Raw genomic sequence first — 13,400 nt, forward strand, 5'->3', positions numbered from 1 at the left:
AATCGAGAATTTGAAAATAAAGAAGAACTGGAAAAAGTAGTCAATCAGCTTTTAAATGAAGGGGGATTGATTATTAAATGGAGTAGAAAACTGAAAAATAAGGGTAATGCTGTCAATGTAACTTAAATGCGTAAAAGCTTAGCGTCAGCGTAACGCACCAACTTTGAACATTGGACAAGGTGCGTTACATTTCATTAACGCACCCTACAAGATATGCGATCGCACTGACTCTAAAGGATTAGTAGTAGCAGACCAGCTATTAAAGTCCCCTGCCACACTGACACCATCAACATTCGGTGCCCATACCCGAAATGCCACACCCCCTGTAAAGGGAATTGCGCCCATACCCGACTGAGAAGAGACCATGTTCACTAAAACCTCAAAAAATATTTATAGTTATCGAGAACCCCTATTGTTGGATTCATCAAAATAATTCAATGGCGAAAACCAAAAGTTAATCATAGCCACCAAACATAAAGAGGGAAATATCCTCATCTGTTGCGTTCATCAAACCATGTAAATTGCCCCCTTTAAGCAGGGCTAAACTCCCTGACTTTAACGTCCGAACTTCAAAACAACGCTCTCTTGCTGGAAGTTTACACCAATCTCCGATAACCATGTACCCTCGCCCCGCCATCATCAAAAATACCTCCTGATTATCGCGGTGGCGATGTAGCCCAATGCCACAGTCGGGTTTGAGAATGTGTAAATCCATATATTCAACCGCAAGGAAATCCTCTTGCCGCTGTCCTTGCCCTTCTAACACTTTGCGCCCAAAGGCATCTAAATTCCACCACTCTAACTGTCGCGAAAGTTCGCCACTACCTCTAAAACCAAAATAGTTGGACAGTAAATTGCGAAACTCCAAAAAACCAAAGCCACCATGGGGAGTAGGACTAATCCCCACTTGCAGGTATTGATCCCAGCCACGCTGAATCATATTGAATTCATAGTGATAATTGGCTCCATTTTGCGAGTCCCATATAGATTGCTCAAAATTAGCCCAAGCGAGTTCAACATGAAGGGGCAAGACTGGATGCATGGAACTGGTTGGAGCCACCTGACGCATATCCTGATTTGCCACAATATCCCGACTAAAATTGTCAAGACCCCCATGAACTAAATCTGTTCGGACTTGCAACTCCCCCCGATCCAATGCAGCTTTCCCTTTATTCCCCAGAAGATCTCGAAGATTACTATCTGGATATCCCCAAAACTCGACCTCATAGCGATCGCTCTCTTCGTTGTAAGGCACATTAATTAGGGAAGAAACTCCCACCGATCCCACTCGAATCCATAGCTTGAGGGTGTCACCTAATTGATGGTTAGCCAATTGAGAAAGCTGAGAGTCTGAACCCCCTCGGTAGGAAACGCGCAAGCAGGGGACAACCCGATCACCCACCGCAACCCATCCCCGCAGCAACTGGACATCTGATGTTCGGAAGTCTCGGATATTTTGCTTTTGGAAGTCGTTTTTATTATCCTGAGTTCTGGGATTGAGGTTGTCGGTATCAGGGGCGGCAGGTCCATAAAGCTCTAGGTAATCGTAGGGAAAGAGGTACTGTAGGCTGTCTTGAAGATAATGCTCCCGTTCTGCCGCTAGCTGAGTTTTTTGGATTAAACTCATCACCCGCAACAGAGGATTATTATTTTTGTAGTCGGGAACTGTATTTGGCTCAACGCGAAAGACCTGATCGGAATGAACAATAAACATAATAAGTAGGGGCTTAAATCACGTTTTCGTCGAGATAACTGGTCAAATCAACCTAACTGCTGTGGTAGAGGAAGGCGACAAATTTTAGCGGCTCTGCACTGGGGTTACGGATACCATGAATACCTCCGCTCTTGGTAAAAATAATGCTTCCCGCTTTTACTGGCAACTCCTTACAGTCCTTAGGACCAATCCCAAAGATATTACGGATAACGGTAGGGAAACCTTCTGTTTGGGTATCGTCATCCACTCCCATATAGGCAATCCCTTCTCCCTGCACGACGTAATAGAGTTCTTCTGAGCCAATGTGCTGGTGAGTACCTTCAACCTTGCCGGGGGGAATGGTCACTTCGTGGAAGAAAACAACGGAACTCCCAAATTCACGCTGTAACAGCCAACGCATTTCTATGATGTTGTCGTTAGCTCGTTCTGGATCGCCATCGTTCATCATGGCATTGAGGTAACGAACCGGATCTGTTCGATCGGACTGAAGATACCATCCTCGCTGGAAGTCAATTAAATAATTGAGAACCTCGACGGTATTTTGACCAGAACTGGGGGTCTGGGTATTTGGGGTTTGGAAGGAGCGTCGGAAATTGTTGTCCCAACCCGGGTTATTGATAGTAAATCCAAACGGCAGATCGCGATCATTTTCGCGAAAGGCAAGTTCTAATCGCTTAAGCTTTTTGATAGTCTTAAGTGCAGACTCGAAGGCAGGAATGCGGGTAATGGAGCCTTGATAACCCATCATGTCTAAAACTTTTGCATCATGGCTGGCCTTGGGGGGCGGTTCTAGGGTTTCCCAGATTTCGACTTGATAGGCATCTACCCAGGGACAGTAAGTCAGTTTGATGAGGGCATCTGCCGAAGCTTGATCCTCGGGTAGAAGATTGATATAGGCCATCAATTGCTCTCGAATAAAGCGATTGCGGATTCGCGATTGTTCAACTAGGCGACTGGCTCGATACTCAATCCGCAAAAAGTTACAGAAAAACTGACCATCGAGATAAACTTCGCCTTTAAGGACATTGATATCTAGTTGTCCCCGCACTTCCTGCACGTTATAACGGTAACGAGGACTACGAGTGGCGTTCAAGTATTGGGCGTGATAGATGCGATCAGGAAAGAAAACGACGTGAAAAATATCGTTTTCTGGACGAGTAAAAATATCGTTAAACTGGGGATTAGCCATTAGAGCCTCTCTAAAAGGTGGTCTGCTATACGGAACGCATTGGCTTCAATGGTATGGGTGGGGTTAGCTCCGCCTGCCGTGGGCATGAAGGAACCATCGGTGACATAGAGGTTATCAAAGTCCCAAGCGCGACAGTGGATATCCAACACCGAATCAGCGCGATCATTGCCAAACCTTGCGCCTCCCAGAATGTGGTTAGCAATGCGAGCTAGGGCATTTTCGGCTAAATAGATACCCCCCTCTTCAATCTGATTCGGATCGGGATTTGCCCCCCCTAACCGCAGAATTTCTTCGCACTGCTTCGCTATCACATTCATGAGATATATATCGTGGCTGTGCCATTCTTTAATGATGTAGGCGACAGGACGATTCCATTTGTCTTTGACGGAGGGATGCAGTTCGATGCGGTTCGTTTTGAGGGGGACTTGGTTTGCCATAAAGCTGACCGATAGACGTGTCCCAAAGTTTTCATTAAAGAAATCCACCATACCTTGTCCATGCAAAGCCCTTGGGTTGTTTTGTCCTGTAATCGATCCCCAAAAACCAGAATCAAAGGTTTTCCAAATAGTATCAAGATCTTGGCTGCCGTGGGTTCGTCCCAAAGCGATGGGTAGGGCTTGGTCGGAGGTGTTATTGTAAATGGCGGCTCCTGCCCATAGTCCGTTGTCCCTGATAAAGGCTTCACTGGAAGCATAGTCGATCGCCCAGTCACTATCCAAGCTGATGGATTTATCAAATTGGCGGGGAGGGTACTGCGGTGGGTTACCGACAACGATGGTTTCTGCACCGCCAAAACAGTGAGTGAGAAAGTACTTGCCGAGGAGATCATTTTGGTTGATGCGACGATCAAACTCTGGATTTTCTTGAGCCGATAGTTTCAATAAACGCACTGACTCAATAGCTGAACAAGCGACAATCACTACTGCTCCCGGCTTGACCTCTAAGGTCTTTTCTCGCCCTGCCGGATCTTTAAAATAGATGCGATGGATGCGATTGCCATCACAATCAAGATGGGTGACGACGCAGTTTGTCCAGATCTGAAAATTGGGTAAGGTTTCGATGGGACTCAGCAGGGATACCCAAGTGCTAGATTTTAAGCCTAAAGGATCGCCGTAGCGGTTGACATAGCTGGTTTTTATGGTTTCTGGGTTTTGGGGGACTTTTCGTCCACTAGGAGCATGATCTTGGGTGATGACGGCGAGAGGGGTACGGTAGGGCTGTATGGGTTGACCTTGATTGCTATAGTTTTGACCCAGTTGCGCCATGCCTTGACGGGCAAATTCACTGATAGGATTGGGCGATAGGGGGATTTGCAGGAAATTTTGACTAAAGGGTTTGAGTTGGTTTTCGGCAGTTCCGTTGAGACCGACCAGTTCTTCGACCTGACAGTAGTAGGGTTCTAGGTCTTCGTAGGTAATGGGCCAGTCACGGGACTCACGCTGAATATCACCATTAGGATCTTCGCGAAGATCATTGCGCCCTGCGTTAAAGCTTCGCAACTTCAAGTCAAGGGGGGTAAAGCGAAGATGAACGGCTCCGTAGAGTTGGGTTCCACCGCCCACGACTTGAGCGGTATAGCCTTCAATCGTGGCAAGATCCCGCCCGTCTCGCTCCCGATAAATATGGGGTTCGTCGTTAATATCCGGTTCAACGTGACTAGAGTAGTAAGCGGCATTATTATTGGCAACTTCAGGGATTTGTAGTCGTTTTTCTGCTCCTGTTGAGTAGATTTCGTCACGTTTGAAATCGCTCAGTCCGTCTTGTGTTTGGTATTGGGGACGAAACAGGGGACCTTTTTCCAACACCAAAACCGATTTGCCGGCTTTAGCTAGTCGATAGGCGATCGGTGCGCCTCCCGCTCCACTACCGATAATAATGACATCAAAATCACTCATGAAATTATTCCCAAGGTTGTTAAGTTTCTAAGAGATGATCGCCTTGCTCTGTTTAATCAAGATTTTTTTGGCTGGGGTCAACCCCGATAATCTGGATTTGTGCCTAACGGAACTTCGATAGCTTGTCGCCAATTAAAGGGATAACGCTCAGCGAGATAAGCCCAACCCGCACCGCCAGCATTACCGCCATATTTGGGATGGGAAAATGCGCCTGTAAAGGCATGACGGCGTAATAACTGCAAGAAATATTGTGGATTATTGTAGCGACCGTAATCCCAGCCCGGAACATTGCCACTCCACAATTGATCATAGAGTTCGCTATACATTTCCTTTGACATCAATCCAGGTTCAAGAAAAGGATTACGCTGACGGAGAAGTTTATCAACAATATCAAGGCAAATTTTGTAGTCAACTAAATGGTGCCGCTCTTCCTTAGATAGAAGCTTGTCGATAAAATTAACAACCCCAATTGACTGATCAAAGCGATAGGCATATAAAAGCTGGTTGTCTTTAGATTGACGATCTAAGGAATTATAGTAAAAATCCAGAAATCGCTGTCCTTCTTCTGTCCGGAAAGGCAAAATATGGTCGGTAATCCTTTCTAAAAGTTTCGCTTCCCATGTTTGTAGGCTAAGAATTTCAGTACTAAAATGAGTAAAAAACTGTGACCAGGTTTGACCGTTATCAAGAATTTTTTGTTGAGGATTAATAGGATCAAGGATGACTTGACCATCTACAATAAACTTATAAGTATGTACCTCTCCTTTCGGAATAGCAAGGCTTATTGCATAGTAACCAGTAGGTTCTCCCAGAAAAGTGATCTCATTGAGAGGGATAGATCTGTAGAGCTTGTCAAAAGTCCCCACAACGCCGACGAATTTCGGCAAATCAGAATTTAGTGAAAAATAGACGAAGGTAACACGATTGAAGTTGGCGGTAGACTCTTGATCATCTCTGTCCACATAGCTATCAATAATTGGAAAACGCCACACTTCACAAATCTGCCCCCGTGCATCACCTACACTGAATTGACTATTGTAATTATGACGAAAGTCTGGGTTCGATCTTGCAAGATACTTAGTACAGTGATTTAACACATATTGATGATCTGTATTTATGATTCTTGTTTGCATAAGCCAACCTTATTTTAGTGTTGTATTCCTAACTAGGATTTGTTTCTACTTTTGCTTTGGCATTCAACAAGATGCCCCCGACCAAGATTTAGCAGACTAACGTCAAAGATCACCGGGCCGGGATTTTGTTTCCGACAAGCACGAACGACGTGAATCCGGCTCCGGTGCATCGCCTTGTTGGGCGTCACATATATATTCCCAGGGAATTTTCAAACGAAAAATACGAAGAGATTCTTCCATAATATCTAATGGAATATCATTTCTAAAACATGTTATTGTTCTAGTCATTGCAGTGTCGTCACGAAATATCTCAATAATCATCTCATTATTTATATAAATTTCAACACCAATTCCATCTCTGGAACTGACATCACTAGCAATAACATAACTCAATTCAAATTTATGTGATTTATTCATAATTATTTTTTATGACGCCCAACTATATAATATACGGAAACTTTCCTTATACTACGCTAAATACGCACTTTTTTAAGAATCTTTCCGTATATTACTCTCAAGTGGAGTGATCGCAAGAAGTTTTCCGTATAATATTAGAATAAGCGTGTTATGCCGATTAGCGTACTCTGTTATGAACCCTCCCCCACCCCGAAAACTCCTAGACGTAGTGAGAGAGACGATCCGCCTTAGGCATTACTCCTACCGCACCAGCAATTCTCATTTTAAGGTTTCATGACATTAAAACCCTTGCACCTAGAGGGGTTAATAATTCTTTAACGAATCTCTAGGTCGCTGAAACAACGCAAAATCCTTTCAAAATGAGAATTGCTGGGTTGCCAATTTCTTTTTTCTTTTGACTGATTACTGATAACTGATCAAGTCCCCCCACTTCCCTGAAGACAAAAAGGGTACGAAACTCGCACCCCACCGGATTTATCTTCATTGAACTTACTTTTTCTTTTTGCCTTTAGCGGGCGGATTATCCTGCGCTGCCGGTTCTGGGGCTTTTTCCTCCACTTGCGGGGCTGCTGCTACGGGTTCCGGGGCTTTTTGTCCCATTTGGGCGGCTACTTCGGCGGCGAAATCCGTTTCTTCTTTCTCGATCCCTTCACCTAGTACAAAGCGTTGGAAACGACGCACCTGAATATTTTCTCCTAAAGCAGCGATCGCTTGTTTGAGCAATTCGTCAATACTGATGTTCTGATCGCGGATAAAGGGTTGATCGAGCAGAGAAAGTTCTTTCAATCGTTTTTCAATGCGGCCGGCCACGATTTTTTCTTTGATATTATCGGGTTTATTGGCTAAATCGTCCCGTCCCATCTCAATTTCTTTTTCTTTGGCGGCGATTTCGACGGGAATATCGGCCACTTTTACATATTCGACGTTAGGACAAGCGGCAATCTGCATCGCCACGTCATTAACCAATTTTTTGAACTCCTCGCGACGGGCCACAAAATCGGTTTCACAGTTCACTTCCACTAAAACACCGATGCGGCTGCCGGTGTGGATGTAACTGCCGATCATCCCTTCTGCCGCTACCCGACTAGCTTTTTTCTCGGCGGAAGTAATCCCTTTTTGACGCAACCATTCGATCGCTTTGGTTATATCCCCCGCGTTTTCCGTCAGCGCCCTCTTGCAATCCATCATGCCGGCGCCGGTCTTTTCCCTAAGTTCTTTAACCTGTTGTGCTGTAATTTCCGCCATAAAATTCCTAACCTACTGCTTATAATTGATCATGCCACGAGAGGGGCAGGTTTTACTGATCGATAGGTCCGGAAAGTTTCCCCCCGAACCTAGCCGCGATCAATAGCTAATTTTCCCTAGTTATCGTCGTCTCCACTGGCAAATTCGGCGGCGTATTGGGAATAATCACCTTCTTCCTCGTACTCGGTTTCATTATCGTAGTCTTCCTCGTATTCTTCCACCGCTGCTTGACCACCGCGACGACCTTCGATGATCGCATCGCTAATTTTGCCTAAAATCAGTTTGACTGAGCGAATTGCGTCATCGTTGGCGGGAATCGGCACATCTACCAAGTCAGGATCGCAGTTAGTATCCAAGAGGGAGATGATGGGAATGCCCAATTTTTGGCATTCTTGGATAGCGTTGTATTCCCGACGCTGATCGACTACGACGACTAAATCCGGCAGCCGGCGCATGGTTTTAATGCCACCGAGGTATTTTTCCAGTTTGCCCAATTCCCGACGCAGTACCGATGCTTCTTTTTTCGGTCGTTTATCGAGGGCGCCGCTATTTTCTAATTCTTCTAATTCTTTGAGTCTTTCTACCCGGCCGCGAATGGTTTCCCAGTTGGTTAACATTCCCCCTAACCAGCGTTGGTTAACGAAGTGGCTACCGCTGCGTAAAGCTTCCTGTTTAATGATTGCTGCCGCTTGCCGTTTCGTACCGATGAATAAAAAGCGTTTACCGCTATCGGCTTCTCCTCGGACAAATTCGTAAGCTTCTTCGATTAATTGGGCAGTTTGCACCAAATCAATGATATGAACCCCATTCCGGGCAGTGTAGATGTACTGAGACATTTTCGGGTTCCAACGGCGCGTTTGATGGCCAAAGTGAACCCCAGACTCTAGCAATTCTGCAAGAGAGACAACGGGCATATTTTTCTCCTTTTCGGGTTTATCCTCCATCTAGGGCTGGATTTCTAGATTCCTAGAAACACCCGATCGCCTAGATGTGCGATTTTTGACAACTTTTCTAGTCTAACACGAAAGAGCGCGATTGCATACCCGTAAATATTGGGTACTGAGGGCTTGCTACTGCAATTCCTCAAGTTTTTTCAAAACCGCTTCTGCATGGGCTTTTATCTTGACATTTGACCAAATATAGGCAATATTTCCCCAAGGGTCGATCAGGAAAGTGGAGCGTCTAATCCCCATATATTCCTTGCCCATAAATTTTTTTAATCCCCAGACTTGATAAATTTCCGCCAGTTGATGCTCGGTATCGCTCAATAATTGAATAGTTAAATTGTGTTTTTCAATAAAACGACAGTGGGACTTTTCTGAATCGGGACTAACTCCCAGAATTACCGCATTTAATTGCTGAAATTGCGGCGACAAAGCGGTAAAATCGATCGCTTCTGCGGTGCAGCCCGGAGTGTTATCTTTGGGATAAAAATATAAGACCAACCACTGACCGGCAAAATCTGCTAATTTACTAATTTCGCCTCTTTGGTTTGGGGTGGCAAATTCGGGGGCTTTTTGTCCAACTTCTAGGGTCATTTTTAGGAGTGTAAAGGCAAGAGTAAGAAAGGAGCGAGGGAGAGGGAAAGCAATAGCCAGACTTGATAGTTAAATCTGGGAAGTTCGGGGTTTTCTGACTCGACTAAAGCATCGATTCTCTCTAATAAACGATTATTTAAAGAATTATCATTGAGAGCGACACAGCAACTATCGGAGAAATTTATTTCCGCTACTTGATTAACTTTTTCTGCCACTAAAAGCAGCGATTCAGCTAATAGTAAATAATCCACTTGTCCGGAAGCGTACTTATCAGCACGCAATTCCCGCAAGAAGACTAATTCTAACCATAAATTTTCGCTATTGGGCAGCCAAGAAGACATCGATCGCAACCAACCTAACCAGAAAAACCAGAAAGTGTCATGATATTCTTGGTGAGCTTGTTCGTGGGCTAAAACTGCTTGTAAATGTTCTTGATCTAAGAGATTTAATAATCCTTGCGTCACAATTAATTGCGACTTCCAGAAGCCAACTCTGGCACTGTAGGGAAAATCTATCGCTAAAACTCTCGCCTTCTGAGCGGTGATTTTTTTGAGGGGATAACTGCTAAAATCCCGATGGGTTTGCCAAGTTTGATAGGAGAGTTTTATCAAACAAAATATAGCAAAAACTAGCCAAATTATGGCACTAAAGTAACTAATTAAACTGGAGTTATAACCCAACATTTGCCCACGATAGCCCATACAAACCACCGATATAACTGTCATTAACAGCAGCAAAGGAGGAAAGAGAAAGAAAAATAGCGTTGTCTGCCAACGACGCTGATAGCTGGGCAGAAACCAACGTAAACCAATGGCGATAGTTAATGCTAGTAATAACATTAAACTGTGCATTAGCGTTCTCCCCGTTGTTGACGAAGGGTATCTAAACGAGACGCAATCGCTTTTAATTGTTCGACACTAGCAGTATCGAGACTATCGGCAAAAGAAGCCACCACATCCGCATTACCAATAGCCAAAAAACGATGTAATTGTTCGTAGGCTTTAATTGCCTGTGCTTGTTCCTTAGAAACCATCGGTTTCCAGTAGAAAATCCGACCCTGTTTATAACAACTTAACCAGCCTTTATTAGTTAAACGACGCAGTACCGTAGTCACAGAAGTATAGGCCAGATCTCGTTCTGGATCCGCTAAAATGCGATCGTGGACATCCTTAACGCTAACGGGTTCCAATTCCCAGACAATATTGAGAATTTCCGCTTCCAGGGGGCCCAGGGATAACTGTTTTGGTTGATAGGTCGGCAATTGAGCCATAGTCACACAGAAATGAAGATTACTTTCCTGATCATAGCGGCGGATATCGATCGCCTGATAAAATAGCAACGATCCTTTATATTGTCTTTATGTCCACCGAAACTAATTTAACCACGACTACGGGTGCTGATGCCATTGATCTGGCGATCGCTAATGGCATTGATTTTGATGGTTCCCCCATTCCCCCAGCAAAATTGGAACTTTATCACCGGGTAATGGGTTTGGAAGCAGGACGACAAAGAAGCGGGGTTTCTAACACGATGAGATCGCGAATTGTCCGCATCGGGGCCAAACATATCCCTCAAGAGGAATTAAATCAGCTGTTGTTAGCCGCCGATTTTGCTCCTCTCAAGGAAAAAGAAATCGCTTTTTACCTATAATGTCGGCTTTTCATCTCTCGGTTTCACCTCGGAGATGAAAGGTTCCGCCAGCATAGAACAGCACTTCGACACATTTCGACACATTTCGACACATTTCGACACATTTCGACACATTTCGACAGGCTCAATGTAAAGGCTCAATGTAAAGGCTCAGTGACACGAGCACGACTAAAAATAACTCTAATCTATAGTTGCCAATTTAGTTTTAGTATGCTAGAATAGTTTGCGATCGTTGGGTCGATAACGCAAAATGTTTGTTTTGGAGTACAAGCTTAGAGGAAAACCATCTCAATATCAAGCCATTGATGAGGCTATTCGGACAGTACAGTTTGTTCGGAATAAATGTCTTAGATATTGGGAAGACAATAAAGGTGTAGGACAAAAGGATGTATATAAATATGTCACTCAATTAAGAAGTGAATATCCTTTTGTTCAAGACCTTAACTCTACAGCTTGTCAACAGGCGTGGCGTAGGACTTGGACTGCTATTCTTAGGTTCTATAACAATTGCAAGAACCAAATCGCTGGTAAAAAAGGATATCCTAAATACTCTAAACGTACTCATTCTGTTGAGTTTAAAAAGTCAGGTTGGAAACTTAATCGAAATTCTAAGAGAATAACTTTCACTGATGGAAAAAACATTGGGGAGTTAAAACTAATTGGTAGTCGAGACTTGTTTTATTTTCAAGAATGGCAAATTCAACGGATAAGAATAGTTAAAAGGGCTGATGGATATTATTGCCAGTTAATGCTAAAACTCGATGCTAGAGATATAACCCCACAATTAGAATCGACGGGTCATTGCCTAGGATTAGATATGGGGTTAAAATATCTTTATGCTGACAGTAACGGGAATACAGTAGAGCCTCCTAAGTATTATCGAAAAGCAGAGAAGCGTCTTAATAAACTGAATAGAAGAAAGTCGAAAAAGTTTAAGAGAGGACAAAAGCAGTCTAATAACTACAAAAAAGCTAGTCAAAAATACGCCAAGGGACATTTAAAAGTAAGTAGGCAACGAGAAGAGTTTGCTAAAAAATTGGCACTCCGTTTAATTCAGTCAAACGACTTGATAGCTTACGAAGATTTAAAAGTCAAGAACCTTGTGCGTAATCGAAAACTAGCTAAGAGTATTAATGATGCGGGTTGGTCGCAATTAAGAAAATGGATAGAGTATTTTGGTATTAAATACGGCCGATTAACTATTGCAGTTAATCCAGCCTATACAAGTCAAGAATGCCTTAATTGTGGTCGGTTAGTCAAAAAGTCTCTATCAGTCAGAACTCATGTTTGTTTGTGTGGGTATATAGAAGATAGGGACAAGATGGCGGCCTTGAATATACTCAAAAAAGCTACGATAGGGCATATCGGAAGCTGGTCGTTAGACCTAAACGCTTGGGGAGATTTAAGCTCTATTTTGGTTGGTAGAAATACCTGCTAAGACAACTTGAGTCAGTGAACCAAGAATCCCTCGCTTTTAGCGACGGGAGTGTCAATATCTCAAGTAGTCAAATTTTTGCTCACCATTTTTCGCCTAGACTTCTTGGGGTTAACCGGATTGTTGGGGAAATTAGGCAAGGAGTCTAGGTTGATCTAATGCTCAAGGACACCTCGAATAAAAGATTTTGTTAACAAAGTGTTGGTCGAGGAAATCTCCTTGATCTACATTGATGAAGAGGGAATTATTTTCAAGAACTAACAAGGCGCTCCGTCCCTCAAAATTCGATTTTTCGAGGTAGCCTAGACATAACGTCTTGGTTATTGCCTAAAATTAAACTTTTTTGGCTATTCTGGTCTCTGTGTGGAAACGAGGTCTATACTGATAGTTTCTTCGGCAAAATAGTCCTAAAAGTGTTGCCCAGTAAGCATTTGACATTCCATAAGAAAAAATGATCACCCAAAGTCGAGAAGAGCCAAATGTTGAATTTATTTTCTTTTTTTATCTCTCTGGTAGCTCTTGGTTTTTCTGTGGCTACTTGGTATTTTTCCGAATTATATCCGGGTGATATAAAAATGTATCCGCCTTCAAGAATTGGATATGTCAGAACATCTAAGGTTATATCTGGTCATCATGGTGACAAGATATTGCTATCTTTTGTCATTTATAATGATGGCAATAAAATCCGGGCTTTTCAAAGCTCAAAGTTGTTCCTTAAAATCGATCAAGAAAAAACGCCTATATCAACATTTGCCGCCGCTGGAAGGTTTGAAAAACTAAAAGATATAACTAAATTTACTCAGGCTGACTTAGAAACTAAATATGATTATTATTTGCTCACGGCAATTCCCTTAGGAAAGAGAGAGTATTATTCAGCTTCTTTTTTATATTTACATAACTCTTTTAAATTAGAAGAAGGCACTACATATATAGGGAAAGTTTTGATCAGTACTTTTGGAGAAAAAGATAAAAAAGAGCAGTGTTTTAGATTCAAAGTTTCTCCACAATACAATCTCAGTCAAGAAGGTAATATCAATAAACTTTGGCTCTTCGTTACTCTTTATGCTAAATCAACAGACAAGATGCCAAGATAACATACTTCTAACCCAAAAATTCCGAAAGTTTCTAAAGCCATAGCCTCTTCGTTTTATTAGTTTAAGTTTATTGTTGATTCCCTCGACCAC

The 13,400-nt window shown here is 43.1% G+C and carries 15 protein-coding genes and 1 pseudogene; 4 read left to right on the forward strand and 12 right to left on the reverse strand.

The genetic code is table 11. From position 1 onward, the window contains the following. Positions 1-126: pseudogene (locus IM322_RS12775) on the forward strand (IS630 family transposase); the annotation flags it as partial. Positions 127-204: 78 nt separating this feature from the next. On the opposite strand, the gene IM322_RS23355 reads toward IM322_RS12775, so the two are convergent. From IM322_RS23355 to IM322_RS12825, 11 genes are all read right to left on the reverse strand, one after another. Next, positions 205-366: an early set domain-containing protein gene (locus IM322_RS23355; protein WP_353737513.1), complete on the reverse strand. Its 162-nt coding sequence runs from the start codon at positions 364-366 to the stop codon at positions 205-207. An 88-nt stretch (positions 367-454) separates the two neighbouring features. Further along, positions 455-1,714: a cupin domain-containing protein gene (locus IM322_RS12780; protein WP_287079124.1), complete on the reverse strand. Its 1,260-nt coding sequence runs from the start codon at positions 1,712-1,714 to the stop codon at positions 455-457. Positions 1,715-1,766: 52 nt separating this feature from the next. Continuing rightward, positions 1,767-2,903, reverse strand: a complete 1,137-nt coding sequence (locus IM322_RS12785) for a cupin domain-containing protein (protein ID WP_287674173.1) — start codon at positions 2,901-2,903, stop codon at positions 1,767-1,769. Then, positions 2,903-4,798 carry a GMC oxidoreductase gene (locus tag IM322_RS12790; RefSeq protein ID WP_287079126.1) on the reverse strand — a complete coding sequence of 632 codons (1,896 nt, stop codon included), beginning with the start codon at positions 4,796-4,798 and terminating at the stop codon, positions 2,903-2,905. The genes IM322_RS12785 and IM322_RS12790 overlap by 1 nt, the downstream gene beginning before the upstream one ends. A 77-nt stretch (positions 4,799-4,875) precedes the next feature. Beyond that, positions 4,876-5,931, reverse strand: coding sequence for an early set domain-containing protein (locus tag IM322_RS12795; protein ID WP_287674174.1), 1,056 nt, complete (start codon positions 5,929-5,931; stop codon positions 4,876-4,878). Positions 5,932-6,033: 102 nt separating this feature from the next. Beyond that, complete coding sequence (locus tag IM322_RS12800; protein ID WP_287674175.1) at positions 6,034-6,348, reverse strand: hypothetical protein; 315 nt, start codon at positions 6,346-6,348, stop codon at positions 6,034-6,036. Between the two features lie 489 nt (positions 6,349-6,837). After that, positions 6,838-7,593: a translation elongation factor Ts gene (gene tsf, locus IM322_RS12805; RefSeq protein WP_287674176.1), complete on the reverse strand. Its 756-nt coding sequence runs from the start codon at positions 7,591-7,593 to the stop codon at positions 6,838-6,840. Between the two features lie 116 nt (positions 7,594-7,709). Then, positions 7,710-8,507: a 30S ribosomal protein S2 gene (gene rpsB / locus IM322_RS12810; RefSeq protein WP_043997933.1), complete on the reverse strand. Its 798-nt coding sequence runs from the start codon at positions 8,505-8,507 to the stop codon at positions 7,710-7,712. Positions 8,508-8,663: 156 nt separating this feature from the next. Further along, positions 8,664-9,131 (reverse strand): thioredoxin-dependent thiol peroxidase, encoded by a 468-nt coding sequence (gene bcp, locus IM322_RS12815; protein WP_287674177.1) that lies wholly within the window; start codon positions 9,129-9,131, stop codon positions 8,664-8,666. A gap of 2 nt (positions 9,132-9,133) precedes the next feature. Next, complete coding sequence (locus IM322_RS12820; protein WP_287674178.1) at positions 9,134-9,982, reverse strand: M56 family metallopeptidase; 849 nt, start codon at positions 9,980-9,982, stop codon at positions 9,134-9,136. Continuing rightward, complete coding sequence (locus IM322_RS12825) at positions 9,982-10,470, reverse strand: BlaI/MecI/CopY family transcriptional regulator (RefSeq protein ID WP_287674181.1); 489 nt, start codon at positions 10,468-10,470, stop codon at positions 9,982-9,984. The genes IM322_RS12820 and IM322_RS12825 overlap by 1 nt, the downstream gene beginning before the upstream one ends. A gap of 20 nt (positions 10,471-10,490) precedes the next feature. On the opposite strand from IM322_RS12825, the gene IM322_RS12830 reads away from it, so the two are divergent. The 3 genes from IM322_RS12830 to IM322_RS12840 all read left to right on the forward strand — a co-directional run bounded on the left by IM322_RS12830 (position 10,491) and on the right by IM322_RS12840 (position 13,310). Further along, positions 10,491-10,781 carry a small RNA NsiR4-regulated ssr1528 family protein gene (locus IM322_RS12830; RefSeq protein ID WP_079209955.1) on the forward strand — a complete coding sequence of 97 codons (291 nt, stop codon included), beginning with the start codon at positions 10,491-10,493 and terminating at the stop codon, positions 10,779-10,781. A 250-nt stretch (positions 10,782-11,031) separates the two neighbouring features. Then, positions 11,032-12,219 (forward strand): RNA-guided endonuclease InsQ/TnpB family protein, encoded by a 1,188-nt coding sequence (locus IM322_RS12835; protein WP_287674186.1) that lies wholly within the window; start codon positions 11,032-11,034, stop codon positions 12,217-12,219. Positions 12,220-12,695: 476 nt separating this feature from the next. Beyond that, on the forward strand, positions 12,696-13,310 hold the full coding sequence (locus IM322_RS12840; RefSeq protein WP_287674190.1) for a hypothetical protein: 615 nt from the start codon (positions 12,696-12,698) through the stop codon (positions 13,308-13,310). Here the strand turns inward: IM322_RS12840 and IM322_RS12845 are convergent. Continuing rightward, a partial coding sequence (locus IM322_RS12845; protein ID WP_130758671.1) for a transposase occupies positions 13,287-13,400 on the reverse strand: 114 nt, incomplete at its 5' end. The genes IM322_RS12840 and IM322_RS12845 overlap by 24 nt on opposite strands.

It is taken from the genome of Microcystis sp. M109S1 (assembly GCF_020247025.1).
In the GTDB taxonomy this organism is placed as follows: domain Bacteria; phylum Cyanobacteriota; class Cyanobacteriia; order Cyanobacteriales; family Microcystaceae; genus Microcystis.

Coding starts and splice junctions, on each gene's coding strand:
- IM322_RS12790 (WP_287079126.1), bottom strand. CDS start 4,798: ATGAGTGATTTTGATGTCATTATTATCGGTAGTGGAGCGGGAGGCGCA.
- bcp (WP_287674177.1), bottom strand. CDS start 9,131: ATGACCCTAGAAGTTGGACAAAAAGCCCCCGAATTTGCCACCCCAAAC.
- rpsB (WP_043997933.1), bottom strand. CDS start 8,507: ATGCCCGTTGTCTCTCTTGCAGAATTGCTAGAGTCTGGGGTTCACTTT.
- IM322_RS12800 (WP_287674175.1), bottom strand. CDS start 6,348: ATGAATAAATCACATAAATTTGAATTGAGTTATGTTATTGCTAGTGAT.
- IM322_RS23355 (WP_353737513.1), bottom strand. CDS start 366: ATGGTCTCTTCTCAGTCGGGTATGGGCGCAATTCCCTTTACAGGGGGT.
- IM322_RS12785 (WP_287674173.1), bottom strand. CDS start 2,903: ATGGCTAATCCCCAGTTTAACGATATTTTTACTCGTCCAGAAAACGAT.
- IM322_RS12840 (WP_287674190.1), top strand. CDS start 12,696: ATGTTGAATTTATTTTCTTTTTTTATCTCTCTGGTAGCTCTTGGTTTT.
- IM322_RS12780 (WP_287079124.1), bottom strand. CDS start 1,714: ATGTTTATTGTTCATTCCGATCAGGTCTTTCGCGTTGAGCCAAATACA.
- IM322_RS12835 (WP_287674186.1), top strand. CDS start 11,032: ATGTTTGTTTTGGAGTACAAGCTTAGAGGAAAACCATCTCAATATCAA.
- IM322_RS12830 (WP_079209955.1), top strand. CDS start 10,491: ATGTCCACCGAAACTAATTTAACCACGACTACGGGTGCTGATGCCATT.
- IM322_RS12795 (WP_287674174.1), bottom strand. CDS start 5,931: ATGCAAACAAGAATCATAAATACAGATCATCAATATGTGTTAAATCAC.
- IM322_RS12820 (WP_287674178.1), bottom strand. CDS start 9,982: ATGCACAGTTTAATGTTATTACTAGCATTAACTATCGCCATTGGTTTA.
- tsf (WP_287674176.1), bottom strand. CDS start 7,593: ATGGCGGAAATTACAGCACAACAGGTTAAAGAACTTAGGGAAAAGACC.